Origin of the sequence: Methylobacter sp. Wu1, from assembly GCF_036553575.1 — a bacterium.
GTDB lineage: Bacteria > Pseudomonadota > Gammaproteobacteria > Methylococcales > Methylomonadaceae > Methylobacter.
Genome location: NZ_JAZHOC010000033.1, coordinates 1 through 26,972, shown reverse-complemented (window position 1 = coordinate 26,972; position 26,972 = coordinate 1). Strand labels below are relative to the sequence as shown.

Below are 26,972 nucleotides of genomic sequence, written 5' to 3'. Positions count from 1 at the left end.
AGAAGTATTTGGTACAGAGGGTGTATTTAATACGGATGATGCAACGGTCTCATCTGGGGTTGAAGATTAGCCGATCTCATCACCCCTTAAGGAGAAAAGTGAAGGAACATTAGAAGTTGCGATTGAGATGGCGTTTACGGATTATCTGGATGTCAGCGTGTCATGCCGTTATCCAATGGCACATTATTCAAGCTGATGCTCTAGCTTGCTACCAGTTAGCTAATGCCCGATGATTTTTCTGCATCATTAGCATTAGCAGGTGCCGCTCAGCTGCGTTAAAAAAGGAAGCCCCAAGCAGCGCCGGAGTGAATATAACAAGTAGAACAAATCATCTCATAATTGGAGAAAATCTTGTGGAGCAGCAATATAAATTAATACCTTACATTTTATTCGGGCTTTTATCCTCTCATTTTGGCAGTGCGGCCGCAGCCGCTCCTAAAATCTGTCCGCCCGGACTTGAAGCGGATTCCCCGACCGTTCCTTTCTCAATAGAACAGGCAGACATCAATAGTGGCGCTCTCAGCTTCCAGCAAATCAGCAACCACGGTAAATCGCTGTTTGACGCCAGATTCAACCGTTGCGACGGTTCAGGCCGCCCTGAAACGACTGGCGGCGGCGACAAACGCGACATTCCCAGCTTTTCGGAAGAGGGCGAACCCATCACCGCGGCACAGGTTGAAAAACTGCGCACTTCGGCCCCGGATTCCGATGCCTGTTCCGGCTGCCATGCTCAGCCCGAAAGCGGCGGCGCGGGCGATTTTGTCGCCAACGTATTTGTTTTGGCCCAGACGCTGGACCCTGTCACGCTCTCTGTAAGCCCGACAAGAAGCAATAGCCGCAACACCCTGGGCATGCACGGCTCAGGGCCGATTGAAATGCTGGCGCGCGAAATGACAGCGGATCTTCAGGCGCAAAGAGCCGCCCTGGGTGACGGCATTCATACGCTGACCACGAAAGGCGTCAAGTTCAAGATCAAAATTGCTAACGGGCAAGTGGTTGAATCGGAAGGCATCGATCACGATCTGATAGTCAAGCCTTTTCATCAAGCCGGCAAAGTCATTTCATTGCGCGAATTCTCTAACAATGCCATGAACCACCATCACGGCATGCAGGCCGAGGAGCGTTTTGACTTGAATCCGTCTAAAGGGATGGATTTTGATGGAGACGGCGTCGAGCGCGAGCTGACCATCGGCGACGAGACCGCCATTAGCATCTGGCAGGCTCAATTATCCACGCCGGTGCAGTTCATGCCGGAAAAACACGAAGAGCGCGAGGCTGTTAAACACGGTGAAAAGGTATTCAACGATGTCGGCTGTACCTCCTGTCACGTGCCTTCGATGGTGCTGAACACCCGCCATTTTGTCGAACCCAATCCGTACAATCCTGCCGGCAACTGCAAATCCGCCGAGGACGGCTGTCCGAATTTTTCCTTCGACATGACCAAGACCGGCGACAAGCCCAGACTTGAAAAAGGCCCCAAAAATACGGCCATTGTCCGCGCTTATACCGATCTTAAACGCCACAACCTGTGTGATGACGCCAATAGCGCCAATCCTATCCGCTGGTTTTGCAACGAGCAGCTCGCGCAGGGCCGGCCGGACCAGAACGGCAAGCCGGGTTCCGAATTCTTCTTGACCCGCAAATTATGGGATGTCGGCAATACTGCGCCTTATGGCCACCGCGGCGACATCAGCACCATTACAGAAGCCATTCTGTACCACGGCGGAGAAGCCCGCGCCTCTCGCGATGCCTTCGCCGCAAAACCGGTAGAGGATCAAAAAGCGCTTGTGGCATTTTTGAAGACACTGCAGGTCGTGCCGCAAAAAAAGTAAATTCAGTATAGCGGCTGAATTAGCCAGCCCCGTTGCCGGACCGGTATCTTCCGGTCCGGCAACGGGCATTGAAACGCTAACCGAATAATGACACGCCGATTCTTATGAAATGGATCAAGAGCAAAGCCCTGTTCTCACTATCACTGCTGTTGCCCTTGGGCAGCTGCAACTACAACGACGCCAGAGTTGACTATGACAAACAGATAAAAGTCTGTTCGACCGCTGAAAGCAACGGGTTGATAGATATGGCGGCTCAAGCTTGCCATCAGGCGCTGAAGATTGCGGACGATCAGGTGTTTGCGCCCGCGGAAGTCTCGGAGCTGTTGTATCGGCTAGGCTATCTGGAGCGCCAGCGAGGACAGTTTAAAGACGCGGAAAGGCTTATCCGGCGCTCACTGGCGATCGAGGATCTTCTCAACAACCAAGAGAAAATCGCCTCCCGGCTGATTGAGCTGGCATTGAACCAAGCCGGGCAGGACCTCTGGCTGGATGGCGCCGAGACATTGAAACACGTTGTCCCTTTGCTCGAGAGCTTGTCAGACAATGACCGGAAAGCGGCAGCCGGTGCGTTCAGGTTATTCAGCGTACGGCTTGAGATGCGCGGTTATAAAGCGGAGGCCAAACTATTTAAGGCCGATTTCCCTGATCGGGAAAATATTAGCGGTCTAGCCATCATTAATTAAGAGGATATAAACAGTGGAGCAGAAAGAAATTAAGGGCATCTACACCAATATCCCTGCCAAAATCGAGACGATTGATTGCACCTTGCGCGATGGAGAGCAGGCGCCGGGCGTCTGGTTCACGCTGGAAGAAAAGCTAAGGTTGGCAAAGTTATTGTCAGAAGCGGGGGTTGACGTTCTGGATGCGGGCTTTCCGGCCAGCAGCTGCGCCGATACCGAGGCTATGCAGGAAATGAAAAGCATGGGGCTGCGATCAAGCATAGGCGCAACCGCCCGCGCCGTTCACAGCGATATTATCGCGGCCGAAAGAGCCCAGGCCGATGAAGTGTTTCTGTTCATGCCGACCAGTGATTTTCGTCTTCAGCAAACCCTTGGCGTAGACCGGTCCAAGGCACTCGGCATGCTCCAGTCCGCGGCCGAAGAGGCGGCCGGCAGGGCCATGGGCGTCAATCTGGTTTTCGAGGATGCAACGCGGGCAAGCTTTTCATCACTGATGCTTTTTATGAATACATTGCTGACCAGTGTACCCATAAAGAGAATTGTTGTCTGCGACACGGTCGGCTGTACTTTCCCTTACGCCATGGAGAGGTTGATAGCGCACCTATACGATGCGGTCCCCAAAGACGTCAGGCTGTGTGCTCATTGCCACAACGATTTTGGTCTGGCTGTCGCCAATACGCTGGCCAGTGTCGCCGCAGGCGCATCCAGCATTACCTGTACAGTCAACGGCATCGGGGAACGCGCCGGAAATGCCGACCTGGCGGAGGCCATCGCCGCTCTGGAGCATCTTTTGTTCGTAGGGCATTCAGTCCGTCCCGACTATCTGCCGGTTCTGGCCAGGGAGGTTGAGCGGATCAGCGGCATTCATACCAGTCCGACCAAACCTGTCACCGGCTTTAATGTGTACCGTCACGAGTCGGGCGTACATGTCGACGGCATGCTCAAAAATGCAAAAAGTTACGAATATCTGCCTTCTTCATGGGTTGGCGCGAAAACCGAATATGTGCTGGGCAAGCACAGCGGTGCCGCACTGGTGCGCCATCTGTTGAAACAGGCCAATATCGACGCAGAGGAAGAAACTGTCCATCAGATACTCGGCAGCGTCAAGAAGGCTATGGAAAAACGCGGCAAGGAACGCCACAAACAAGCTTACAGTGATTGCCTGCAGTTTCGTACCCAGGCTTTGTCAGGCGTGAGAATTGCCGATTTTCTCGCCCAACATGTCAGTGACTGATTCGGAGAGTTTATCGTGCGGGAAACATTAAGCGACAAGGTCATCCGCAGCCATGCCTTGAACGGCACCGGCCAGGAAGACTACGTGCATGCCAGGATAGATGCGTTGCTGGGCCATGACGCAACCATTGCTTTGCTCATCAATGAGTTCGAGCGGCGTCGATTATCCATCTGGGACAAAAGCAAAGTCATTTTTACCAATGACCATTTCTCACCGGCGGCCAGCATTGAACGTGCCGACATTTCCGCCAATTTTCTGCGTTTTTCCCGAAACCAGAAGATGGACAACTTATTGGTGGATAAAGGCATTTGCCATCAGTTGCTGGTCGAAAACAGCCTGTGCCAGCCGGGCAGCCTGATTGTCGGCGCCGACAGCCATACCATTATGGGCGGCGGATTGGGTGCCTGCGCCACCGGCATGGGCTCTACCGATATTCTGTTCGCGCTGGCCACAGGCACGACCTGGCTGCGCAAGCCGAAAACGATACGCGTCATTTTCCACGGCAGCCTGACTGAAACCTGCAGCGGGCGGGATATCGTCCTGGAGCTGCTGCGCCTGCTGGGCGAGGACGGCGCCCAGTATCGCTGCCTTGAATTTCACGATCATGCCCAGCCCAAATTGTCTCAGGATGACCGTTTCGCGATCGCCAATATGGCGGTTGAAATCGGCGCCAAGTTCGGGGTTTTTGTTCCCGACGAGATTACGCTGGCTTACTGTCATGCGCGTGACAAGCAGACGCCTGGCAATCTGGTGCTGCCGGATGCCGATGCCGACTACGAATACACCCTGGAGCTTGACCTGTCAGCGCTCAGCCCAAGAATAGCCAAGCCCTGGTCGCCGGCCAATGTAGTCGCGCTCAGCGAGCTTGACAGCATACCGATCAGCACGGCTTTCCTGGGCTCTTGTTCCAGCGGCAGAATCGAGGACATTCAGGAGGCCGCTGAAGAACTGGAGGGAAAAACCATTCATCCCGACGTGCGCCTGATCATTATTCCGGCCTCAATCAATATCTTCAAACAGGCGCTGGACAAGGGTTATGTCAAAACCCTGACAGAAGCCGGGGCTATTTTCAATCAAAGCAGCTGCGGGCCGTGCGGCGGCATAGACAAGGGCGTATTGGGCTCCACCGATGTCTGTATTTCCACGTCCAACCGCAATTTTCGCGGGCGTATGGGGCATTGGGACAGCAGGACCTATCTCGCCAGCGCTAGGACGGTGGCGCGGGCGGCACTGAAAGGTTGTATCAGCGGAGATTTGTATTCATGAACAGTATCCAGGGCAGCGTCTGGTTATTTGGCGATAACCTCAACACCGATGTGATTCATCCGCCCAATTGTTACAGTCTGGACCCTGTCGTGGTCAAGCAGGGCCTGTTTTCAAAACTGGACGCCACGCTGCAGTCCCGCCTGAAGCCGGGCGATATTCTAGTGGGCGGCAAGAATTTCGGCTGCGGCTCCAGCCGGGAGACGTCCATTCGAAGCCTGTTGCTGAATGAGATAGGCGCGATTGTCGCAGTCGATTTTGCGCGCATTTTCTTCCGAAATGCCACCAACAACGGCCTGCCTTGCCTGCAATTTGCCAATGCCGAAGACAAGCAGAAGCTGGCTGAAGGCGAAACCTGGACAATCTCTTTCGATGACTGGACGTTGACAGGCCAAACCGGCCAGATCATTCCTTTAGTGCCGGCGGGTTCGTTTGTCAGGAAAATCTGGTCGGAAGGCGGTTTATTAAATCTGTTGCCGGCTTCGGCTGAAGACGCATGAAGCAAGCAAAACGTTTTGACAAGCCCGAATGCCTCGATGTCATGACCTGGGCCGGAAAATGGGGAAGCAGCCTCGAAAAGGTGGTATCGGCCCGTTTTACCGAATTGACCGGCGTGCCTGTCAGGCATCATACGAACATCGGCCTGCGCCTGCCGGAGCGGCTTCATGCTGCGTTGCGCACCCGGGAACGCCCGCCTTATGACGTGGTCTGGTCAAATGCGGTACCGGCCGTCGCCATGGCAGAACTGGATTATTGCCAAGTGTTCGATGAAGATGACATGCCGTCACTGGCTGAGCTTTACGAGCGCGCACGGCCGGCGGGCTTTGCCGACCGGTTGGTGTTTCCCTACAGCGTGCATTATGTGCTGGTCTATTTAAAGTCGGCCGTCGAGGTTCGCGCGCTGAAAAGCTGGGATATTCTCATGGAGCAAAGGCATGCCGGCAAGATCGCCGTTTACCCGAACGGCAAGGGGTTCTATCCGATTGCCCAGGTGCTGGGCGGCGGCAGTATTGAGAGCCTGCCTGAAAACATGCAGCCCTGCTGGAATTACTTGGCCGGGTTCCGGCCCCGGATAGCCGTTCTGGATTACAGCATCGGCATGGAATCCCTGTTCAGGACGGGAAGTATCAATCTGTGTTTCCGGGCCTTGCCGAATGCGCTGGGTTTTATTGAAGCGGGGCTGGATGTCGGCTGGACCATTCCTGAGGAGGGCACCTCGGATACCACCGACGCGCTGTGGATTCCGCAGCATGTGCCAGAAGATCGCGCCTACTGGGCAAGGAAATACATTGACGTCGCCTTGTCAGCCGGCGTGCAAAGCGAATGGTGCAGCAGATTAGGGGCTTTGCCCGCTAACAGGAAAGCGGCAGCTTCGGCTATTTTCGATGGGCCGGGCTTCCCGCGCAGCATGGATGACACTGGCGGCTTTCTGTACGTGCCTGACCCTGTGATGTGGCGACATGAAGCCCGCTGGGAAGCGATCTTCGAACAATTGCCATCGTCAGGCTACTGAAGAATTCGATGATTGGCCATTGGCCCGGTTAACGGGCCATTTTTGCCGCCACATTCAGTTTCGTCTCAGCACGTCAGGCGCAGCAATTTTTATATTGAGTCAACAGATCTCATTCAGCTGATTTCAGGCGACGGCTCATTGCGCTGGTGCAACAGAACCGGCGAGCTATCCAGGTAAATAGATCACACCTTACGTGTGTAATTTTTCACAGATTCCGCCGGTCTGTTTCTTCATACTGTTTCACAAGGTTCGATGTTCGACAGAACTCGATGAGTGAATCAAACTTGAGATGTCATGCCATGACCGATAAATCTTCCACCGATAAATTATTTCTTCCGGGACAGGATTTCACAATCCGTCCGGAATGGCGAAGAACAGCGCAGCCACAGTACACGCAAGCCCTGGTTTATGCGCCCGGCAGAGTGCATTTTTGCGTATTCGATTTTTCCAAAATGGGCCCTGGCCTGGGCGGCGGGGGGCTCGGGGTCTCCACATCAACCGCGGTCAATAAACTGCTTGTTTCCAGAAAGCGCAATGCCAGTCAGGAAATGACTGCCACCACACGGCATCTGGTGCAGCTTTTTAAGGAACTGGTCAATTACGCCGACGACGATATTTTTGTCGACATACAGGAAAAGATTCAGTTTTCCCACGCGGGCCTTGGCTCCAATGTCAGCCTGAATACGGCTGTGATTGCGGGGCTGAATGCCTTGTTCGGCAGCCCTTTTTCGGTTGAAAACATGTGGGACATCATCACCCGTAATTACGTCGAGAACGCCGCGGACGGCCATGCCATTTATCGGGGGCTGGATACCGGCGTCGGCGAGGCCTGCCTGTTGTATGGCGGCCTGGTGTGGATCGCCGAAGGGGAGGGCATGGGCGATGGACGGTATATCGGTAACCTGGCCACCGATGGCCTTTGGATAGTGACCGCGGTAGGCGATGTCGGGAAATTGTCCGGCGATGTGCTCAAGGCGTTCGGCGCCGATGCGGATATGTCCGGAAAAACCGAAAGCGAAGTCGTTGCCGGCAAATGCAACGAGTATCAACGCCAGTACGGCGATGCGCTTCACACGGTGCTGCACAGAATGCGGGCCGATCTGTTGAGAAATGATCTGCGCGGTCTTTTATCGACTTGCTGGGACATGAATGAAGTCGGCAACATGAAAGTGCTGGAAGGCATCTATGAGCCGGCCATTCTGCATAAACTGGTCAAAACCCTGCGCAATGCAGGAGCCTTATACGCCGGCATGAGCAGCGCCGGTCCGGGGTTTTTCGCGTTTGCCGATTCAGAACACAGCGCGCTGAGGCTGCAATCCGTTCTGCAGGACCGGTTTGGCGATTATTTCAATAATTTCGCCGTGGGGCAGGCAGGCTCAAAATTGAGCATTTATCTGGATTAGCGCCCATACCGAACTTCAATCATCAAGTCCATCAGAGAACACGTTTAAAATGACACCGCAGGCAGAACATCATTTGACCAGGGATCATGTCTTCAGCGTTATGCAGGCGCAGCTGAAAAAGCTGGCCGACAGCTATGAGACCATACCCGAAGAGATCCAGTGGTCCGATTCCATTATGACCGATCTGGGCTTTGACTCGATAACCGTGGTCGAACTTTGCTGCGCCGTTGAGGAAGCCCTGCAGATAAAGGAACTGCCATTAAACCGGTGGCTTAACGAACAATCGGAAAAAGACGGTGAGCGTTATACGATTGCCTCATTCGTTGACCTGGTTCTCAGCGCCAATGCGCCACAGTGACAGGGAGCAGATTGTCATGGAACAGGTATCAACAACCCTGCCGCTCGAGGCCATCGGCACCCGCCGTGCCAATGCGCTGTCCCTGCGGCCACACGGGCTGCCCGGCACGTTAATAACGCTGTGCGGCATCGATGGCGCCGGCAAAACGTCCACCATCAAGGCCATCACGGACTATATCGGCAGTCAGGGCCTGCCGGTATTCTGCACCTACACGCCCACCGAGCGGGTCAGAACCAACAGCTTGTTTCGCGCTTTGGTTGACGCCGCGGACGACAAGGCACGCAGCCAGATAGACATTCTCGGCCTGTGCCTGACCATTCTGGGGGATTTGATACAGCACATCAGCGACACCATCATCCCTCATCTTGAACAGGGGCATGTCGTGATTTGCGACCGCTACATCTACACCAGCCAGGCCGAAGTCCACAGCCGGGCGGCCGATGAAATCCCCAAAACCGTGCTGGCCTATATCGCCCGGCATGTCATACGTCCTGACCTGGCCATCGGCATGCATATCGATCCCGATACAGCCAGACAGCGCATACAACAGCGCGAGCATGAGCGGGACAAACCGCTTGATCTCGAGTTCATGAAAATCCAGGCGGAGGCCTATCTCAATGTCGCGCGCGACAACGGGCTGCTCATGATTACAACCGATGCGCCGCTGGAATCCACTTTCGCCCTGCTGAAGCCCAGCCTGGATTATTGCCTGGCAAGGTATAAAAAATGATTTCCAGCAGCCAAAACCAACAACGGCGTAAAAAATTTGCCGGCGTGTTGCCGGCTCTGCGTTGGTTTCACGCTTATGCCCGCACCCGATTGCCTTTCGGCAGCCTTATTCTGCCGCTGGCGCTGAGTTTTCCTTTATCCTGTATTTTATATCATAGACTTAGTGGTCAACCACTTCACTTCAGCCTCGTATCTGTCGCTGAATGGTTGAGCTTCATTCTGCTTTTTGTCCAGTTGCGCCTGATCGATGACCTGGATGACGTGCAGGATGATCACAGTAATCAACATCAGCAAACCGAGTTGACACAGCATTTATCCATGCTGCTGATCATCACGGCCAGCACGTTAATCGTGCTGAACATGGCTTCCTTCAGAACGCTGTCGGCGGTTATTTTTTCAACCTTGATTTCATACGCCGGGCCGTTCCTGATCAAGCGCTTTCTTCCTCCGCATCCGGCCAGCCTGATGCTGGGCTGGCTGGTTTTTGAAGGGGCTCCGGCATCCTTTTTTGTTTATATCTATTTCGCCTGGTTAAGCCATTCCCCGGCAGAAGCGCTCTCCATCACGCAGATAGCCCCGGTGGCCGGCATGTTCTGGCTGGCTTACGAAATATGGAAGTTTTCCCGCAAAGTCCATGTTAATGCCATGCAGCCCTATTTTCTGCCGAAAAAAGGCGTCAGGGTAGTGTTGAGTTTATTGCTGGTTCTGGCGGCGGCCTTGATGGCGGCCTTGGTCGACATGGCTGATTTTTCAGCCTTCGGACGTTACGGCGCCGGTTTGTGGCCTCTGTTTTTTTTAATCTGGATGAACGGGGCATGGCCTGATCTTTCAGGGCTTGAGGGCCGCGAGGCGGTCGCGGCGCCGGCTTGGAACGGCATGAGCTTTCTGGTCATCTTTGAAATCATGCTGGGCATTGAGTTTATTTTTGAATGGGTACGGTTATAAATTATGCAAATACTGGTAACAGGCGCGAGCGGTTTAGTGGGCGCAGAAGCCATCGCCAGGCTTCTGAAAGCCGGACACACCATTGTGGCGCTCGTTCATTCCGTCGGTAATATTGTTACCAACGACGGCACGCTTTTGCCCAGCCGGCCTTATACCGGCGGGCGGGGCAATCCGGGCGAACTGCTGACTGTTAAAGGCGATCTTCAGCAGGACGGTTTGGGGTTAGATGCCGAACTCTACAGGCAGCTTCAGTCCTCCGTGGATAGGGTGCTGCATTCGGCGGCCTTGACCAGCTTCGGGCGTCCCGAGGAACGCTACGAAGCCATCAATGTCGCCGGCACGCGGCGGATGATTGACTTTGCCATGAAAAAGCCAGGCGCCTGCATTCCTTTCATCTACATCAGCACGATGTATGTCTGCGGCGAGCGCCCCGGCATTTTTTCGGAAACGGCGTTCGACCGCGGGCAAAGCTTCGGCAGTCCTTATGAGGCCAGCAAGTTCAGAGCCGAATCGCTGATCAGGAAGGCCCAGGACAATGGGCTGCCCACGGTCATCGTGCGCCCCGCCATTATCGTCGGCGATTCCGCCGGCGGCACCATGCGCAAGTTCGACACCATCTATGCGGTTTACCGCATCACCACGGCCGGGCTGGTGCGGACCATACCCGGCGATTACGGCGCGACGCTGGATATCGTGCCGATAGACTGGGTGGCGGACGGCGTGGTGGCCGCGCTGGAAAACTTCAGCGAGGCACAGGGCAGAACCCTGCACCTGTGCTCCGACCAGCCGCTGGCCTTGCGCGAAATCAACGACGTCTGCGCCTTGTTTCCTTCTTTCAGCGTGCCGCGGTTTGTGCCCGGCCACGTGTTTCACAGCTACGACATGAAAGGCCTGGAAAAGCGCTACTACGGCGAGGTGATCAGCCTGTACGAATCCTATTTTCGCCGGCAGACGGTTTTTGTGCGGGATTCCACCAAAGACATTTTTGCCAAGGCGCCGCCGGCGCAGGGCAAGGAACTGCTGCACAAAGTTTTCAGCTACGCCGTCAAAGTCGGCTATTTCAGAAGAACAACCCATGAAATCTAACCGTCAGGGAGAATGTTGATGTCGCTTAATCATTCATTTCTGCTGCAGCTCTGGGAGCAGTCCCGCCAGCAGCTATACGCTCAGCTGGGTCAACGGCAGCCATCGGCGGTCTTTCTTGAAGGCTCGATCGCCGAAGGTTTTGGCAACGAGCGTTCGGATATCGACTTCGTCGCCGTCATTGACGACGGCACGGAAATGGCCACCATGCCTTATATCCTGTTTCTGGAAAACCGGCGCGTTGAAGTGCGTCTGTTAAGCCGGGAGCGGCTGCAGCGTGAACTGCTGCAAGTAAAAGAAGCCCTGAATGCGGGCATCGAATCCGTGGCGCAGATATCCTGGAACCAGCTGGAGCGCTGCCAGCGGTTCATCGGCTGCCTGCCTATTGAAAACGAAGCCTGCATCAAATCCTTACAGGATCTGCTGGGCAAGGAGCCGCTGGGCAGGGCGGTCGCGCTGTGGTTCGAGGATTTTGCCCGGCAGACCGGACGCTATGCGGTGGCCATGCTGGCGCTGGAGCAGGATGATTATGCCCGGGCCTGGATAAAGACGTCGGTTTTTCACGCCGCCAAAAGTTTTGTCGCCCAGCGCGGCGAACGCTATCTGGGCTCCAAATGGCTGTCGCTGCAGCTGGATCGTGCCCAGGTCGATAAAAAGCTGGTGCAACGCTTTTGGGATTTTTATACCGAAAAATCCCAAGACAGCAGCGCCATCGACTATTTGCATAAAGGCATTGCCCTGCTGGAAGAATTCTCGGTTTCCGGCGTTGAGCTGAATTTTGAAAAAGTGCTCGCCGACAGCCGGGCCGGTGTCAGCACCTGGCAGATAGGCCGGCATCTGCACATTCTTCGCGGTGAAGACATCTTTCGACTGGACGACGGATCTGCCCGCGTCTGGCGCCGGATTATCTGGAATACACCGTGTATGCAGATAGCTCATGACAAACGCAGTGTCCAGGCGACAACAGACGCCAAAAATCATTTGGCCAATTTCAGCCGTGCCGGTCTGATCTCCCTGTGCTGGCAAGGCGAGGGCGAAATTCGGGCCCGGCAGCTGGGAACCTCGTGCCCGCTGCTGGCGGATAAGGCAGCGCTGATCTCGGTCGACGGGGCGCGGCTGTCCGCCAGCAGCCCGGCCGGCATTCAACTGTTGCCGGTTCCTGCCCGCCGTCTGGCGGAAGCCGGCGTCGAACTGACCTGGGCGAACATAGGTGTGGAAAACTCCCGGGAAGACTCGGAAGGCGCACTGCGCAGCGGCCAGCTGCGGGTGCTGCAGTATACCCTGCAGCGCATGATCCAGACGGCCTGCATGGTCGCCCTGGCCGGGTACGGCATCACGCCGCAGCCGCCGCTGGAAGAAGCGGTTCTTGAAGCCTTGCGCCTGCTGCCGCTGAATCCGTCCCTGGCCGAAGCCATCCGGCGCATTGAAACCGAGTCGATTCATTCCAGGGAGCAAGGGCAGGAACTGTTCGAGCTTGCCGGACAGATTGTCGGAGAACTGCGACAATTGGGCGGCGATGAGCAGTTTCCGGCCAGTTTCGACACGGCCTCGGGCTGGTGCGAAACGGTCATGTATGGCTATGACTGGATTAATCTGGCCACGCATCTGAATGCGCGTTTTCCGGCCAGTGCAGTGGGTGGGCGAGGTTCCGCTGAAGAAGCTCGTGATTTGCTTGCCTCGAATATTGGTTAAAACAGGACAGGATATGGACTATAGCATGATTGCACCGCTCACCTCGGCAAATCGTCTCGAAGATATTGAACGGTTCGCTGGCAACAAAGGGAAATCCCTTTACCTGCTGGGAAACAACGGGGTTCCTGTGCCTCCCTGGATCATTCTGGGCACGGACGTCTTTCAATACTATCGGGAAGCGGCCGGTCTCGATAAGGTGATTGCGGCTTTTTTACAGAACTTCAATGCGGACAATGCCGGCGACATAGCGGCTCAAATTCAAAATGCCGTGCTGTCGGCGCCGCTGCCCGAAACGGTCAGCGCCTTGATCAAGGAAGCGCTGACTTCATTGGGGCAGGGACCTGTCGCCATTCGCTCTTCCGGCAAGGAGGAGGACAGCAAGGACTTTTCCTTTGCCGGCCAGTTTGATACGTATCTGGGCATCGAAGGCCTGGATGACACCCTGCTCCATGTGCAGAAATGCTGGGCATCGGTGTATTCGGAGCGCTCGCTGCTGTACCGGCACCGCCACAATCTGGGCTTTGCCCATGTCGACATTGCCGTCATTCTGCAACGGCTGGTCATGGCCGACCGCAGCGGCGTGGCATTTACCGTCAATCCCGCCAACGGCAATGCCAACGAGCTGGTCATCAGCGCCGTTTATGGTTTGGGAGAAGGGCTGGTTTCAGGATTGGTGGACGCGGATACGGTCGTCGTCGACAAGCGCAACGGCGCTCTGATCAGTCAGGTGATTGGGGAAAAAGCCCAGCAGGTAGGGCCGAACGGCGACATCAGCGATGTGCCGCCTGAGGCCCAGCAGCAATTATCCCTGAGCGGCGAAAACATACAGGCGATCTGCGCGTCGGCCAAGCAGATCGAGCAGAACTTCAAGGCGCCGCAGGATATTGAATGGTGCCTGCAGGAAGGCCGTTTATGGATACTCCAGGCCAGGCCGGTCACGGCTTTCAAAGAGGAACCGAAAGGCGATTTTCAGATTTGGGACAATTCCAACATTATCGAGAACTATCCCGGTATCGTCAGTCCTTTGACCTTTACGTTCACGCAGAACCTGTATTCGACAGTGTTTCGGGAATACTGCCGCCTGTTGCGCATTCCCGAAAAACAGCTAAAGGAAATGGACGGCTTTCTCGGCGCGGTGCTGGGCTATATGAACGGGCGGGCCTATTACAACCTGCTGCACTGGTACAAACTGGTCGGCACCAGCCCGTTTTATAATCTGGGCCATAAAATGCTGGAAGTCCAGATGGGACTGGACGAGTCTTTGGACCTTGTCGCCTGCGAGGAAAAAATCCAGCCTTACCACGCCGATTCCCGCCTTGAGTATCTTTGGATTCGCGCTTTGAGCGGGGCAATGTTTTTCTGGTATTTTTTCACGCTGAAAAAGCAGGTGCGCAAATTCCGTGCGGCCTTTTACAAACTGTACGAGACCTTCAATGCCATCGATTACAGCGAGTTGCCCGCCGACCGGATCTATGCCCACAGCAGGCAGTTCGAGCAGGCGATCATTGCCCGTTGGGGCATCATGATTTCGCTGGAATCCTCCATCGGCTTGCCTTATGGCTTGTTAAGGCTCCTGATCCGCCGCTGGCTGCCCGATGCGCCTGACTGGCTGGAAGTCGCCGTAATCGGCGGCATTCATGATATGGAATCCATGGAGCCGGCATTGAAAATGGCTGAGCTGGCCGATCATGCCAGACGGAATCCCGAATGGGAGCGCATTATCAGCCAGACGCCGGCAAAGCAATGCAGCCAGGCGTTGGCCGCGGCGGGAGCCGATGCGTTTCTGGCCCGGATTGACGCCTACATTGCCGCTTACGGCTATCGCAGCAACAATGAGCTGAAGCTGGAAGAGCCCGATTTGCGCGAGGAGCCCGGCGTATTGTTCGACATGCTGAAAGTGGCCCTGGCCACGGGCGCTAAAGAGCAGGGCGCGCCGGCGACCTATGAGCGCGATCTGAAAGCGCTGCTTGATAAGGGCCTGAATCCCGTGCAACGCGTTCTGTTCAACATTGTCTTGCGCAAAGTCCAGTCGGCCATTCAGGCGCGGGAAACCGTGCGTTTTTGCCGCTCCAGAACATTCGGCGTCTTCAGAAACATGTACAGGGCAATAGGCAATGATTTTGCCCGCTGCGGACTGTTCGATGACGGGCGGGATATTTTCTATCTGCGCCTTGAAGAATTGAAAGGCTGCTTCGAAGGCATGGTTTCGGCCCGTGAGATAAAACCTTTAATTGCCCAGCGCAAGGCCGATATGGACGCTTATCGCGCGATGAAAGCCTTGCCGCCGCGTTTTGTCACCTTCGGCTCGGTGCTCGGCTGGCTGCAGCGATGGTCGGACACGGATGGTCAGCAGCATGAATCGGCCGCAGCCGATGACGGCAGCTGCGAGCTGCGCGGCACGGCCTGTTCCCCCGGCTTTGTTGAAGGCCATGTTCAGATCGTTCAGGAGCCCGGCGAGTTCACGGGCGGCATCCTGGCCACTTACCGCACGGATCCGGGCTGGGTAGCCGTGTTTCCGTTTGCCGAGGCGCTGCTGGTCGAGCGCGGCAGTCCGCTGACGCATGCGGCGATTGTCGCCAGAGAAGTCGGTCTGCCCACGATCGTGCAAATACCGAAACTGACCCAAATGCTCAAGTCCGGCATGCGGGTCAGAGTCAATGGCCAGTCAGGAACGGTCACCATTCTGGACTGAGGGCTGAATCGATCAGCCCTTTATTGCCGAACAATCCCTTATCCATTTTGAAAAAGCCGGTTTACGTTTATGAGTGAAACCCTTGCCGATATTTTGTTTGCACTGCCGCACGACGAAGAGCGCGGCATGCGTTTTATTACGCAACAAAACGAAGAACACTATTATCCGTGGCATTTGCTGCGGCAGCAGGCGCAACGGGTCGCCGCCAATCTGCAGTTCATGGGCGTCAAAAAAGGTGACCGCATCGCGCTGGTGATTGCCGAGCAGGAATATTTCATGCTCGGTTTTCTCGGCGCCCTGCTGGCGGGCGCGGTGCCGGTGCCCATGTCCTCGAATTTTATTGCCACAACCCGCAGCCGGCACAGTTATTTCGCCACGCTCGGCCACATCATTCAAGCCGCCGGCGCCCGCATGCTGCTGTGCATGGCGGCGCATGAAACTTTCTTGCAACAGGGTTTGCGCGATGCAAGCGGGGCAACCGTCAATCCGGCTTTGCTGGCCGTCGAAACCTTGCTGGCAGCAGAAGGCGGCGCTTTTAATCCGCCCAAAATGAACGGCAGCGACCTGTGCTTTCTGCAGTTCACTTCCGGCAGCACGTCGCTGCCCAAAGGGGCGATGGTCAGCCATGGCAATGTCATCGCCAATGCCCGAGCCTTTCTCGGCAATAAAGGCAGTCTGAAAAGGCGCGATGACGATATTACCCTGGGCTGGGTGCCGTTCTACCATGACATGGGACTGATGTGTTTCGGCCTGGGGCCTTTGGTGGTCGATCTGCCGGCGGTCCTGATTCCGACCGAACGCTTCGCCAGACAGCCCTGGTACTGGATGATGGCGATATCCCAGCATCGTGCGTCCATCACGTTCGCCCCGAATTTTGCTTTCGATATCGCCGCCCGCCTGACGCGCGAGCGGCATTTGGCCGGCATGGATCTGAACCGGCTGCGCGCGGCCGGATGCGGCTCGGAACCGATAAACCCGAAAGTTCTGCGCCAATTCATGGCCTGTTTCGCCCCGGCGGGATTGCGTGCGACTGCGCTGATGCCTTGCTACGGCATGGCGGAAGCCACGGTAGGCATTTCTTTTCATACTGTCGATACGCCGATCATCACCGATCTCGTCGATGCCAGCGCCCTGCGCAACGGCGAAGCGCTGCCGGCTCAGGCCGGCAGCGGGCAGACTGCGGAAATGATCAGCTGCGGGCACGTCATTCCTGGCCACCAGCTTAAAATTGTCGGTCCGGACGGCCAGACCTTGCCTGAGCGGCAGATAGGGGAAATCTGTTTTTCCGGCGCAAGCGTTACGCAGGGCTATTACCGGAATCCGGATGCAACCCTGGAAAGCTACCGGGACGGCTGGCTGCACACCGGGGACCTGGGCTATATCGCCCAGGGCGAACTGTACATCTGCGGCCGGCTCAAGGACCTGGTCATTATCCATGGCGTCAACTACTATCCGCAGGACATCGAGTGGATCGCCTCACAGGCTGAAGGGATCAGGCCCAATAAAGTGGTTGCTTTCAGCGTCATGCGCAAGGGCCAGGAATGCCTGATATTGTGCGTCGAGCCCAGTAGTTATAAAAATATCGAGGCTTTCAGACATGCTCTGGTTGAAGACGTCGAGAAAGGGCTGGGGCTGCGCATCAGCGAAGTCGTTGTCTTAAAATCAGGCGCTCTACCCCTGACCTCAAGCGGCAAGGTACAGCGGCGCAAAACCAAAGCCCTGTTTGAGAACGGGGATCTGCAAGCCTATGAGGAACTGGATGAGGCGGAAAGCCTCCCGGCGTAATCCCGGAAGATCGCCGGAAGCCCGTTGCCAGAAACATAATTCATACTGACAAAAGCCATGACTCCTAGATTGATTCAAATGACTACCCATTCCATTCAGGACTGCCATGTTCCGTTATAAAGATCCGTTCGTACAAAATCTGGCTGAGCAGATAGCCGCCCTTATTTTAGGCGAAGCCATGGATAGAGAGTCTGTCGAGCAGGCATTGGAAGAGCTTGCCTTGGCCAACCTGCCTCAGCTTGCCGACTACTGGCGGAAAACCGGCTGCCGACTGGGCATACCGGATTCCGCCTTTAAAAACAGTCATGTCTACTATTTTCCGGACCAGCCCGCGGCAAGAGTTTTTCGAACCAGCGGCACCAGCGGCGCCGATAGGGGAGCCGCCTGTTATTCGCCCTTAGGGCTGAAGCTGATGGACCTTTCGATCATCGAAAACGCCAGACGGCATCTTATTCAGGAACTGGACAGGCCTGTCATCATCCGCTTCGTGCCTACCGTTTCACAGGCGCCGGAGATGATCATGGCCTATGGCATGGAGCTGATCGTGACGACGTTTGGTGACAAGGCCCGCAGTGCTTCGGTCATCACCGGTAGCGGCGTCGATTTCGAGCGCCTGCGTTCCATTCTGGACCAGGCCGTCAGCGACGATCAGCCTGTGGTTATGCTGGGCGGTTCGTTCGCGTTTGTAAACATCTGCGATGTGCTGGAAAAGCTCGGCCGGTCATGGCAGTTGCCTGAAGGTTCAAGAACGCTGGACGGCGGGGGCTTTAAGGGGCGTTCCCGCGTCGTCAGGGCCGGCGAGCTGAGATCGGCCATCACGAAAACATTCGGCATTCCGGCCGAAAGGGCTTTCAATGTCTTCGGCATGACCGAACTGGCGAGCCAGCTTTATGATGCCAATGGCCGCGAGATAGGCCCGCTCGACGAACGCCCCAAACGCAATCTGCCGTTCCTGCAGGCGCGGGTCCGGGACAGTTATACGCTGGCCTACCGCGATAGGGGCGAGGGGCTGGTTGAAATTATGGATTCGTGCATCATCGACCGTCCTCATCGCGTATTGACCGGCGACCTGGGGCTGGCGTCCGAGGACGGCGTAGCCATTATCGGTCGAGTAGAGCGCGGGCAAGCCCGCGGCTGCTCTTTGTCTCTGGAAAGCATCAAATTCTGACTTATGCCTACTAATCGTAATATTTCGTGGATACCCGCCTGGGTGGGTGCCAGCCAGCTGGAAACCTTCAATGCCAATATCATCAATGACCGGGGCGGCCAGCCGTGGCGGTGCACCCGGCCCTTGAGCGATCGCTGGGGCGTTATTGCCGACGGGCTCAGAGAGTCAACGGCCGCGCTGCGGGCCATGCCCATCGCGCATATTGTCGAGACGATCGATAAAGTCACCGCCAAATGGTGTGATCGGAACTGGTCGGTGCGGCAGGCGGCGCGTGCGGCTGTCGTTGAAGCGACCGGCTTTTCTGCGGAAGCGGTTGACAGAAGCTTCGATGTCGAACTGAAAAACTACCGGGCCGATTCCCTATGGCGGGTGTTATACCGCGAGCTGGGCGATGCGGCAGCACTGGACGGTTTCGTGGCCGATGCCCGACTGCCGGGGCGCACTTACGCCATAGGCCCCGAGCTTACGCTGGCGATCTTTACCGGCAACGTGCCGGGCTTGCCGGCCTTGTCCATGGTCAGAGCCTTGCTGGCCAAGTCGGCAGTCATCGCCAAAGTAGCCAGCGGGGAGCCTACTTTTGCCGCCCGTTTTGCGGCAAGCCTCGCCGAAGAGGACGCGCGCATAGGCGACGCCTTGCTGGTCACTTACTGGGAACGCCATGAGCGCGAACTGCTGAAAACCGTTCTGGCTCAGGCAGAAGCCGTCATCGCTTATGGCAGCATCGAAGCCTGCCGTTCGGTGCGTGAATTGGCCCGCGATAACCGCATTTACATGGAACACGGCCATAAGTTCTCCGCAGGGCTTTTGGGGCGCGACTATCTGGCCCGGGTCGGGGCGCCGGTTATTGCCGGGCGCATTGCCGAGGATGTAGGCACATTCAATCAGCATGCCTGCATCGCGCCGCAGGTTTATTTTGTGGAAGGCGACAGGGCGGCCGTCCATAAGCTGGGCGATGAACTCAGCCGGGCCATGCAGGCTTACGCCGAAAAATACCCTTTGGGCAACTTAAGGCTCAAGGATGCGCAGACCCTGCAATTGCAGCGCGCGGCGCAGGCTTGGAAGGCGACCGTCGCAGACGCCGATAGCGGCTTATGGCAGGATTCCGCACTGAACTGGACCATAGCGATTGAAAAAGACCTGGCTGAGCACAGCTTGTCAGGCAACCGTTACATCGGGCTTATTCCGGTGGATAGCCTGGAACAGGCACTGAAAGCGCTGCGGCCTTATGGCGAATTTCTGCAGAATCTTGCCTTGGGCGCTGATGAGCCTGATCTGTCGGTTCTGGCGAGACGGGCGGCATTGCTGGGCGCCAGCCGTATCTGCCAGCCGGGACGCATGGCGGAGCCCAGCATGATGTGGCATCATGACGGCCAGCTGTGCGTCGCCGGGCTACTGCGCTGGTGCGATATAGAAATGCACGAGGCCTTACATGAACAGGAAGAACAATAATGCGCAGATTTCATTTGTTTGAAACAGTCGACTTGAACTGGTGGCCGCAGGTTTTGCGCGACGGTGTCATGGACTGGCTACGGTTTATGATAGACAGCCACAAGAACTTCAATCTTGTGGCGCCCAGGCTGCGCGATACGCTGAATAAAATGGGCACCAGCCAGATTGTAGATTTGTGCGCCGGCGGTTCCGGGCCCTGGCTGACGCTGGCGGCGGAACTGGCGAAAACCGGCGAGGTGCAAATTCTCCTGACCGATTTTTTCCCCAATGAGAAAGCCTTTCGCTACACGCTGGAGCAGTCCGGCGGCCGCATCCGCTTTCATCCTGAGCGCGTGGATGCCGGGAACGTGCCTTCATCGCTGAAAGGCGTGCGCACCATTTTTAGCGCGCTGCATCATTTTCGTCCTGACCAGGTGCAGGCGATTCTCGCCGATGCCGTCAACACCCGGCAGGCGATCGTGGTCATTGAGGGCTCCGATCACCGCCTGTACGGCAGTCTGTTAATGCTGACCATGCCGCTGTTCATGCTGCTGTTGATGCCTTTCGTCAAGCCGTTTCGCTGGTCGCGCCTGTTTTTTACCTATCTGGTCCCCATCCTGCCGATAGCCGGCCTGTGGGACGGTATGGTCTCCATGCTGCGCACCTACACGCCTGACGAGCTGCGCGAAATCATCGGCCGCATTCCAGGGCAGGAGGCGTTTTCCTGGGACATCGGCACGCAGGCGATCCCCGGCTCGCCCATAGGCATTACCTATCTTATCGGTACCCCAAACTCAACAGTTTCTTAAACTATGAATACAAAACCGCAAACAGTGCGCAGAACGCTCCGGCAGTATTTTTCAGAATTGGGGCTGCTGCTCGACAATCCCCTGTCGGGCTTTGAAGTTTACCAGCAACGCTGGGGGGACGTGGTTCCGCTGCCGATTCCCGGCTTGCGAGCTTTTCAAATCACGCATCCTGAACAGGTAGGCGTAGTCTTGAAAATACCCCATCGGGATCAGATGGCGACCAAGTCTCTGAAAGACCTGTTAGGCAAAGGCCTGCTGACTAATCAGGAAGACGACTGGCACTGGCGGCGGCGCATCATTGCCAAGCCGCTGGGGCCCAAAGCCATCACGGCCTTTGTTGACGATATGATTCGCCTGACCGAAGGCTGGTTTACCCGGCTCAATCCGGAGGGCAGGGAAGTCGATGTGACGCCCGAATTAATGGGGCTGGCTTTCGATATTCTGATCCACACGGTTTTCGGGGCCAATATCAAAATCGACAAAGACAGCATATTGTCCCTACTGGAACAGTATATGCGCGAATTCACTCTCGACAATACCGGCTGGCGCCGCTGGCTGCCGCCGTTCATTGTCACGCCGGGCCGTCGTCAGCGGCGCCGGGCGATTGCCGGCATGCGGGAGTTGATCCGCACCGCCATCGCGCAGCGCCGGGCTGCGCCGGAAAGCGATGATCTCCTGTATCGCCTGCTGACCGCCCGTGATGAAGAGGGCAACAGCCTCAATGACGAGCAGCTGCGCGATGAATTGCTGACCATGATTCTGGCCGGTTACGACACGGTAGCGTTAATGATCGGCTATGCCTTGTGGCTGCTGGCAAGGCATCCTGCCATTCAGCAACAGGTTCGTGAGGAATTGAAAGCGTCTATCGCCGATGAGCCCATCAATGCCGAAATGCTCACCAGACTGCCGCTGTTGAATGCGGTGCTGGATGAGTCGCTGCGCCTGTTTCCGCCCGCTTACATCATCGGGCGCGAGGCCGATAAAGACCTTGATCTGAACGGTTTCCAGATAAAGCGGGGCGATCAGTTGCTGGTTCCGCTGTGGGTCGTGCACCGCGATCCGCGCTGGTGGCAGGCGCCGGACGCCTTCAGGCCGGAGCGCTGGCTGAATGGCGAGACCGCGAACCTGCCGGCCAACGCCTTCTTCCCGTTCGGCGGCGGGCCGCGCCTGTGCGTCGGCGGCCATTTCGCCAAACTGGAAGGGGCGATTATCCTGGTGACTATTTTGCGCCACAGCCGTGTCAGCGATGTTAACGATGATCAGCTGAACCTGCTGGCAAGCGTCACATTAAGACCGGTTGACGGCATACGTCTGCGTTTTCACAAACATTCGCCTGCGTGAATTTCAGTCAGGTTTTACCGGTTTCAGGCTTAACCGGATGCCTTCCCGGGCGCGCAGCGTGATGCTCGGGATCAGATCCAGCTTGTAGCCCGGCACAGGGCTGATTTCAAAATGCTGCAGAATGAGCGACAGCGCGACCATGCCTTCGTATTTGGCAAAATAACTGCCCACGCACAGGCGCGGCCCGCCGCCGAACGGGAAGAAGGCGTTGGCCGGCAGGTTCGCGGTCTCGCCATTCAGCCAGCGCTCCGGCCTGAACGCGTCCGGCGCCTGCCACCAGCGTGGGTCGCGGTGGATCACCCAGGCCGGCGCCAGAAGCTGGTCGCCTTTTTTGACCGCAAAGCCGCCTATTTCCATGTCATTTTCAGCCTCTCTGGCAACGACATAGGCGGGCGGGTACAGGCGCATGGCTTCATTCAGGACCGCATCCAGACGTTGCAGCGCGGGCATGTCATCCATATCGGCATGGCGGCCGCCGAATTTTTCCAGCAATTCCTGCCGCAATTCATCCTGAAAATCCGGTCTATGCGCCAACAGCCATAAAGAATAACTCAGCATTAATGCCGTGGTCTCATGGCCCGCCAGAATAGCGGTCAGCACATGATCGCGCAGTTGTTTGTCGGTGAGGCGCTCGCCTTTTTCATCGCCGGCGGTCAGCAGGCGATACAACAGATCATTATCGGGTTCGGTTTCTCGGCGTCTGGCTATGGCCTGATAGACAATACTCTCCAGTTCGCGCATTGCCTGCTGGCGCCGTTTTCTGCCAGGGGTACTGATAGCTTTGGGCAACAGGCGCCGCCAGCTGCTGGTATCCAGATAAAATTCGTACATGTACTCATCCAGCGCTTTGGCGACGATAGTCCTGTCCACCGGAATTTTTGAACCGAATACCGTGCTGATCAGAATATCAAGCGTCAGGCTCAACATGGAAGCGCTGATGTTAAGGTCATGGGCGGAAGGCGTCACCGTAACCATCCAGTCCTGCGTGATTTTGGCCATCGTACCGATAAACCCTTCGATAACGCGCGGCGCGAATGCAGGCGAAATCAGACGGCGGTGTTTTTTCCACTCAGGGCCATTATTGGTTAACAGGCCATCGCCCATGATGTCCGATATGGAACCCGTCGTGGCGTCTTTGCGGGGCAGATTGAGGATCGCGCTGACATGCGCCGGATGGAAAAACTGAATGGCGCGCATGCCGGGCAGCGGCAGGGGCACTATATCTCCCCATCTGTTTTTGGAATGCAAAAAACCATTCAAAGGATTATTTATAAAACCAAACATTTCCGTAAGATAACTCACAGAGTTCCTTTGTACGGAACGCACATTGGGGGTATTCATAATCAATTCCTTAACATGACGGGAAAATAAAGGCAGGCTTCAAATCGAATCCTGAATTTGTGAACGAAAGGGAATACGCCTGATAGTCATCGAGTGATTACCAGGCGTCAGGGTAAGCGCTTAAAATTAGATTCAGGTGAATCTAGTTGCCGTTTTTATCAGAGAAAGTCAGCACATTGCGCACGTTGTACTGCAATGTCTGGCCTTCGTCGGTTAAAGTGGGCTGGCTGAAACCGCCGGAGACGCCCATTCCAAAGGTTGCACTTTCCAGTTCACACATGATAGGGAACGTGATGATGCCTGGAATGTTTGGACCCGCCGGGATCATAGGCTCTTTCGACCGGTAGGACATGGTGATTTCCCGTTTCTTTTCGCAGTGCTTGCCATGATTCTTCTCACATTGATCAGTCAGGATGTTGTAGTTGCCGTCAACAAAGAATGTACCGGGCGGCACAAAATGACCGGCTAGATGGCCGCCTAAAACTTTGCCGTTAGGATCGATCACGCGCGCTTCCCAGCCGCCGTCGCGCACTTCCCAGCCGGAGGATGGTATTTTCTCGCCGGAAATGACATAAGCGCGATAATGGGAAGCCCTCTCGACCCGGTAAGGGTGAAACCAGATGCCTGGGTCGTTCTCGGCATCGATGCCAAACTGCTCTTTGAAAAAGGCCAGCGCTTTTTGGCGGACTTCTTCAACTTCAGCATCGGTACGGTGCATGATGTTGTATTGAAAATCCCAGGCCACTTCTTCGGGTTCAGGTCCGGCTTCGCTGAGAGGAATAGAACCGTTTGCCATAAAAAGCATCATGGATTTGAAGTTGTCAGGCAATATGCCTTTCTTGGGTTCTGCATTGATGGAATCGGCTTGGGCTGCGTTAATATTGAAAGCCAATGCCGCAATGCCCAGGATAATTTTTGTGCGTGTAAATTTTTTCATTTTTATCCATTATCGATTTGAGTTAATAACAGTATTTTTATTTACTTTAGGTAAAGAACATTAAATAAATTACCCTATTAAATTTTCGCTCCTTGTTGACGCCTGAAAATTAGTACGAAAATTTACTTTGGATTTCCTCAGGCATCGTTTATTTAATTATCTTTAAATAAAGGAATTTATTGTTTATGCCCAATATTGTATCGGGCAAGTGACATTAATTTTATATATAAATATTTTTATTATTTACCTGATAGTTAATAGTTGAGCTTATTTAAAATTTTTATAATTATCAATTATTTATGCTCATTGAGGCTCTGTCTTGGGCTTGCGCTGCATTTTTCAGATCGCCATAAGCCGCAGAATTAAAATAATTTTCGATTATATGCGTTGAGTGATTCTATGGTTTTATTCGGCTTCTTCTTGATAATCAATGCATACGATAACTACAGATGATTCATGCGCAGTGCAATGCGAATATGCATACGCATGCTTTATAAGCCTCACAAACTATCATTGGGCCAATCCGGCTTTCAGAACGGCTATGGTTCTGATCTTTGGCAAAGGGCACATCGCGGCTTCGATAAGACAAGCCATGCAATCCCAACCGACACCATTCGGATTACCCATGTATTGAGCTCCGTTGAACATCGAAGTACTTGAGATAGTATGGAGAAATGGATCGTTGGAATCTGTGAAAAATTACACAGGCAATATGTGATTTATTTACATGAACGGAACCGATTCCGTTGCATTAATGAACGGATGAGATGGATTTCGCCATATTTCCTTGCTGTGATAATGCGTCAAAGAGAAGGATTTTTATTAATGAGCTTTCTATTGATCAAACGTCGAATTGCAAGCTTGCAAGCCTGGCGTATAGCCCGCTCTGTTTGCGCAAATCTTCCGGCGCGCCGATTTCGACGATACGCCCCTGGTCCATCACAATGATGCGGCTGACCTTTTTCACCGTGGCCAACCGGTGGGCAATGATCAGGGTGGTACGGCCCTGCATGGCCGCATTTAACCCTTCCTGCACAAGGATTTCGGATTCCGCATCCAGAGCGCTGGTGGCTTCGTCGAGCAGCAGCAGCGGCGCATTTTTTAAAATCGCGCGGGCGATGGCGATGCGCTGGCGCTGGCCACCGGACAAGCGCGTGCCGCGCTCGCCCAGAAATGTCTGATAGCCTTCCGGCAGACGGTGGATGAATTCTTCCACTTGCGCAGAACGGGCGGCGGCCATGACTTCATCGTCACTGGCCGTGGGGCGGCCATAGCGGATATTCTCCAGGGCGTTGGCCGAGAAGATCACCGGATCTTGCGGCACGATGGCAATTTTGTCCCGTAAGTCATGCAGGGAAATCTGACGGATATCCTGCCCGTTGAAGCGAATGGCGCCGTCTGTTGCCTCGTAAAAACGCAATAACAGCTGGAACAGGGTGGACTTGCCGGCGCCGGAAGGGCCGACCAGCGCGACGCTTTCGCCGGCGGCAATGTCGAGCGTGATGTTGTCAAGTGCAGCCACCTGCAGGCGCGACGGGTAATGGAAAGTGACGTTTTCGAATTGAATTTCTGCCTTATCGGGCTGCGGCAGCGGTTGATGCGGATAGGCATCGACAATGGCGGGCCTGGCATGGAGCAGTTCCAGCAAGCGCCCGGTGGCGCCGGCCGCCCGCATGATGTCGCCCCATACTTCGGCCAAAGTGCCTGATCCGCCCGCCACCAAAGCCGCATACAGGATGAAGGAAGCCAATTGACCGCCTGTCATGAGGCCTGTTTGCACCTGATTCACGCCGATCCATAATACGAAGATAATGACGCCCATAACCGCCATGATGATGAGCGCCGTCAGCAGCGCCCGCACGCGGGTACGCCGGATAGCCGTCATGAAGCTGACTTCCGCCCGGTCTGCGAAGCGGCGGGTTTCCTGTTGTTCCTGGGTATAGGCCTGAACTGTCGGTACCGCGTTGAGGATCTCGCCGGCTAGCGCCGAAGCGTCGGCAATTTTGTCCTGAGCTTCGCGCGAGAGCTTTTTCACCCGGCGGCCGATGACCAAAATAGGCAGCATCAGCAAGGCCATCAGGCCCAGGTTCAGGGAGAACAGATAAAAACTGGTCACCGCCAGCATGACCATGCCGCCGGTCAGTTGGAACAGGCTTCGCAAGCCCATCGAAACAGAGCTGCCGACTACAGTCTGGATCAGGGTGGTATCGCCGGTCAGGCGAGACAGCACTTCGCCGGTTTGCAAAGTCTCGAAAAACTGCGGGGTCTGCGTCAGCACCCGCGCATACACAGCACTGCGCAAATCCGCCGTGACCCGCTCACCCAGCCAGCTTACCATGTAATAACGCGTCGAGATTGTCACTGCCCACAGGCTCGCCAGTCCGAACAGAACCGCGAAGCGTCCGTTCAGGCTTAGCGAGTTTAACAGTCCGGTGCCGGCATTCTGTCGCTGCCCGAAGCCAACATCGATCAGGTCGCGAAACGCCAGCGGAACCAGCAGGATCGTGGCCGAGCCCAGGCACAGCAGAATAAACGCCAGGGCCATCCGTCCCCGGTAAGGCCGGAGAAACGGCCACAGCCCCCTCAGGGAAGACAGGTGTCGGGTGGAGTCAGGCTGGATTGAGCTATGCGCAAATCTGGTGTATGGAGAATCAAGCGGCGTCCTGTTGTAGATCTCCGGTTTGTTTAATGCCGTTGACGAATTTCACGCCGGTAATGACCTCGGCTAACTGTTGATAG

General features: G+C 55.5%; 21 protein-coding genes. 18 read left to right on the top strand and 3 right to left on the bottom strand.

The genetic code is table 11. The features are described from left to right. The first annotated feature begins 353 nt into the window (after nt 1-353). The 18 genes from V2P20_RS03470 to V2P20_RS03385 all read left to right on the top strand — a co-directional run bounded on the left by V2P20_RS03470 (nt 354) and on the right by V2P20_RS03385 (nt 21,955). Nucleotides 354-1,832, top strand: a complete 1,479-nt coding sequence (locus V2P20_RS03470) for a di-heme oxidoredictase family protein (protein ID WP_331816153.1) — start codon at nt 354-356, stop codon at nt 1,830-1,832. A 104-nt stretch (nt 1,833-1,936) separates the two neighbouring features. After that, nucleotides 1,937-2,515, top strand: a complete 579-nt coding sequence (locus tag V2P20_RS03465) for a hypothetical protein (protein WP_331816151.1) — start codon at nt 1,937-1,939, stop codon at nt 2,513-2,515. A gap of 13 nt (nt 2,516-2,528) precedes the next feature. Further along, nucleotides 2,529-3,746 (top strand): hypothetical protein, encoded by a 1,218-nt coding sequence (locus tag V2P20_RS03460; protein WP_331816149.1) that lies wholly within the window; start codon nt 2,529-2,531, stop codon nt 3,744-3,746. 15 nt (nt 3,747-3,761) lie between these two features. Beyond that, nucleotides 3,762-5,012 (top strand): aconitase/3-isopropylmalate dehydratase large subunit family protein, encoded by a 1,251-nt coding sequence (locus V2P20_RS03455; protein WP_331816147.1) that lies wholly within the window; start codon nt 3,762-3,764, stop codon nt 5,010-5,012. Further along, on the top strand, nt 5,009-5,509 hold the full coding sequence (locus V2P20_RS03450) for a hypothetical protein (RefSeq protein WP_331816145.1): 501 nt from the start codon (nt 5,009-5,011) through the stop codon (nt 5,507-5,509). Before V2P20_RS03455 ends, V2P20_RS03450 begins: the two co-directional genes overlap by 4 nt. Further along, nucleotides 5,506-6,522 (top strand): extracellular solute-binding protein, encoded by a 1,017-nt coding sequence (locus tag V2P20_RS03445; RefSeq protein ID WP_331816143.1) that lies wholly within the window; start codon nt 5,506-5,508, stop codon nt 6,520-6,522. Before V2P20_RS03450 ends, V2P20_RS03445 begins: the two co-directional genes overlap by 4 nt. Nucleotides 6,523-6,821: 299 nt before the next feature. Continuing rightward, nucleotides 6,822-7,925, top strand: coding sequence for a hypothetical protein (locus tag V2P20_RS03440; protein WP_331816141.1), 1,104 nt, complete (start codon nt 6,822-6,824; stop codon nt 7,923-7,925). 49 nt (nt 7,926-7,974) lie between these two features. Then, complete coding sequence (locus tag V2P20_RS03435) at nt 7,975-8,283, top strand: acyl carrier protein (protein ID WP_331816139.1); 309 nt, start codon at nt 7,975-7,977, stop codon at nt 8,281-8,283. A 16-nt stretch (nt 8,284-8,299) separates the two neighbouring features. Further along, entirely contained in the window at nt 8,300-9,013 is a 714-nt protein-coding gene (locus V2P20_RS03430; protein WP_331816137.1) for a dTMP kinase, read from the top strand. Further along, nucleotides 9,010-9,957, top strand: coding sequence for a hypothetical protein (locus V2P20_RS03425; RefSeq protein WP_331816135.1), 948 nt, complete (start codon nt 9,010-9,012; stop codon nt 9,955-9,957). The genes V2P20_RS03430 and V2P20_RS03425 overlap by 4 nt, the downstream gene beginning before the upstream one ends. Nucleotides 9,958-9,960: 3 nt before the next feature. After that, nucleotides 9,961-11,043, top strand: a complete 1,083-nt coding sequence (locus V2P20_RS03420) for an SDR family oxidoreductase (protein ID WP_331816133.1) — start codon at nt 9,961-9,963, stop codon at nt 11,041-11,043. A gap of 18 nt (nt 11,044-11,061) precedes the next feature. Continuing rightward, nucleotides 11,062-12,732, top strand: coding sequence for a nucleotidyltransferase domain-containing protein (locus tag V2P20_RS03415; protein WP_331816131.1), 1,671 nt, complete (start codon nt 11,062-11,064; stop codon nt 12,730-12,732). A 13-nt stretch (nt 12,733-12,745) separates the two neighbouring features. Then, entirely contained in the window at nt 12,746-15,424 is a 2,679-nt protein-coding gene (locus tag V2P20_RS03410) for a phosphoenolpyruvate synthase (protein WP_331816129.1), read from the top strand. A 69-nt stretch (nt 15,425-15,493) separates the two neighbouring features. Beyond that, nucleotides 15,494-17,209, top strand: coding sequence for a fatty acyl-AMP ligase (locus V2P20_RS03405; protein ID WP_331816127.1), 1,716 nt, complete (start codon nt 15,494-15,496; stop codon nt 17,207-17,209). Between the two features lie 106 nt (nt 17,210-17,315). Further along, a complete protein-coding gene (locus V2P20_RS03400; protein WP_331816125.1) occupies nt 17,316-18,377 on the top strand; it encodes a hypothetical protein in 1,062 nt (353 codons plus the stop codon). A 3-nt stretch (nt 18,378-18,380) separates the two neighbouring features. Further along, nucleotides 18,381-19,826, top strand: a complete 1,446-nt coding sequence (locus V2P20_RS03395) for an acyl-CoA reductase (RefSeq protein WP_331816123.1) — start codon at nt 18,381-18,383, stop codon at nt 19,824-19,826. Beyond that, nucleotides 19,826-20,614: a hypothetical protein gene (locus V2P20_RS03390; protein ID WP_331816121.1), complete on the top strand. Its 789-nt coding sequence runs from the start codon at nt 19,826-19,828 to the stop codon at nt 20,612-20,614. Before V2P20_RS03395 ends, V2P20_RS03390 begins: the two co-directional genes overlap by 1 nt. A 3-nt stretch (nt 20,615-20,617) precedes the next feature. Then, nucleotides 20,618-21,955 (top strand): cytochrome P450, encoded by a 1,338-nt coding sequence (locus V2P20_RS03385; RefSeq protein WP_331816119.1) that lies wholly within the window; start codon nt 20,618-20,620, stop codon nt 21,953-21,955. A gap of 3 nt (nt 21,956-21,958) precedes the next feature. Here the strand turns inward: V2P20_RS03385 and V2P20_RS03380 are convergent, their stop codons facing one another. The 3 genes from V2P20_RS03380 to V2P20_RS03370 all read right to left on the bottom strand — a co-directional run bounded on the left by V2P20_RS03380 (nt 21,959) and on the right by V2P20_RS03370 (nt 26,778). Beyond that, nucleotides 21,959-23,239, bottom strand: coding sequence for a cytochrome P450 (locus tag V2P20_RS03380; protein WP_331816280.1), 1,281 nt, complete (start codon nt 23,237-23,239; stop codon nt 21,959-21,961). A gap of 199 nt (nt 23,240-23,438) precedes the next feature. Further along, the gene (locus tag V2P20_RS03375; RefSeq protein ID WP_331816117.1) at nt 23,439-24,233 is read right to left on the bottom strand and encodes a hypothetical protein; all 795 of its coding nucleotides are present in this window, start codon (nt 24,231-24,233) and stop codon (nt 23,439-23,441) included. Between the two features lie 841 nt (nt 24,234-25,074). Next, nucleotides 25,075-26,778 carry an ABC transporter transmembrane domain-containing protein gene (locus tag V2P20_RS03370; RefSeq protein WP_331816115.1) on the bottom strand — a complete coding sequence of 568 codons (1,704 nt, stop codon included), beginning with the start codon at nt 26,776-26,778 and terminating at the stop codon, nt 25,075-25,077. Between the last annotated feature and the right edge of the window lie 194 nt (nt 26,779-26,972).